Origin of the sequence: Nocardia sp. GP40 (genome assembly GCF_050434125.1) — a bacterium.
In the GTDB taxonomy this organism is placed as follows: Bacteria; Actinomycetota; Actinomycetes; order Mycobacteriales; family Mycobacteriaceae; genus Nocardia; species Nocardia albiluteola.
The window spans coordinates 1-1,569 of the sequence record NZ_JBNPVW010000051.1 but is presented as its reverse complement, the minus strand read 5'-3'; the positions used below and the strand labels follow the sequence as shown (position 1 = coordinate 1,569).

Here is a 1,569-nt window from a genome sequence, read left to right as displayed (position 1 = left end):
ATCGGTTGCCGCCTACCTCATTACCCGCACCGGCACCGATGACGACCCCGACCACATGCCCATCCCACACGGTTTCGAGCACCACTACCCGGACGCTCCCGAACCTCTCCCCACTGGATACGCGACCAACTACGACGCTGCCGCCGTACCACGCGCCCACGGATTCGCCTGCCTGCATTGCGGAATCGAACGTGCCGGCGCCGACTCACGCCCCCGACCAGGGCGCCGCAGCGACGACGGACTCTGCAGCGAATGCCGCGACACCGGACACCCCGGCATCCCCGACCACGACCCCACCGACCACATCCCCACCCGCTGCGCACACATCACCAGCACCTACACCGCGCTTGAAGCACAGGCAAAACTACGCCACGACTGGCGCCACGCCCCCAGCCGCCGCGACCGGCACGCCATCGCCGACTGGGTCCGCACCCATCGCTTCCCCGACACCCCAGCCGACATGCCGATCATCGATGTCACCGATCCGGTACAGATGCTCACCGACCGACAACTTACCCAGCACATCGACGACATACACCGACGTATCGCCCTGCAAGCCAACGAATCCACGCTATTCGGAGCCCCAGACGACCCCGCCGATGATCCGACCCCCACCGTTAGTCGTAGCTGGCTGGTCAGTGAGCTTGCCGACCTTCACGCCGAACAACACCGCCGCGGCCAGCTCACTCCCGAGCAAACCGCAGCCGAAGAAGCATTGCGCGAATCCCACCGTCCCGATACCGAACCCGAACCCAAATCCGCTGCAGCCGACTCAACGACCAATCACACGATCGACCCCGACAATCTGGGGTTGTAGCCAGCCCGTGCCTCGATTGGGGCTTGCGGCCGCCGTCGCGGTCGGCGGTGCAGCGGCGGGTCGCCCGCCTGGACCAGGTGAAAGCGACGGCCGCGCGGGAGGGCCGGGACGCGGCCCGTGCGCGTCGTTCGGCCGGCGGTGCGGCCCCGCCGGTGACGGGCCTGCTGCAGCGGGTGCAGATCGACCACACCTCGGCCGATGTGATCGTGGTCGACGAACACCACCGGCTGCCGATCGGCCGGCCCTACGTGACCGCGGCGATCGATAAGGCCACGAAGTGTGTTCCGGGACTGGTGATCACCTTGGAGGCGCCGTCTGCGACGTCGGTCGGGTTGTGCCTGGCACATATGGTGATCGACAAACGGCCGTGGCTGGAACGGATCGGGGTGGAGGCGGTGTGGCCAGTCGCTCGCGCGGGTGTACCCCGCGGCGGTGAGCGCGTCGTCGATGTCGGTGAGAGTCGGCACGCCGGTGTCCTCCAGCCGCAGGGACTCCCACCAGGTGCCGCGCTCGTATCCGGCGGCGCTGCCGTCGGGCCCGTAGAGAACCTCACCGGCGAAGATCGCGACAACCGGCCCGTCGGGGCCGAAAGGGCGGACGATCAGGAGCACATCGGTGATTTCGGTTTCGATCATCGCCCGACCTCCTCGTTGTGCAGATGCGCGATACGCGCACCACGAGCTGTCGTCGACGGGCCGGCCGAGGGTGCAGGCCGTGCCGCGCAGGCCCGCTCGGGTGGCTGCGCGTGGCCG

2 pseudogenes are annotated in these 1,569 nt (G+C 68.3%); both read left to right on the top strand.

The features are described from left to right. Positions 1-817: pseudogene (locus tag ABH933_RS45480) on the top strand (hypothetical protein); the annotation flags it as partial. 23 nt (positions 818-840) lie between these two features. Then, positions 841-1,569: pseudogene (locus ABH933_RS45475) on the top strand (hypothetical protein); the annotation flags it as partial.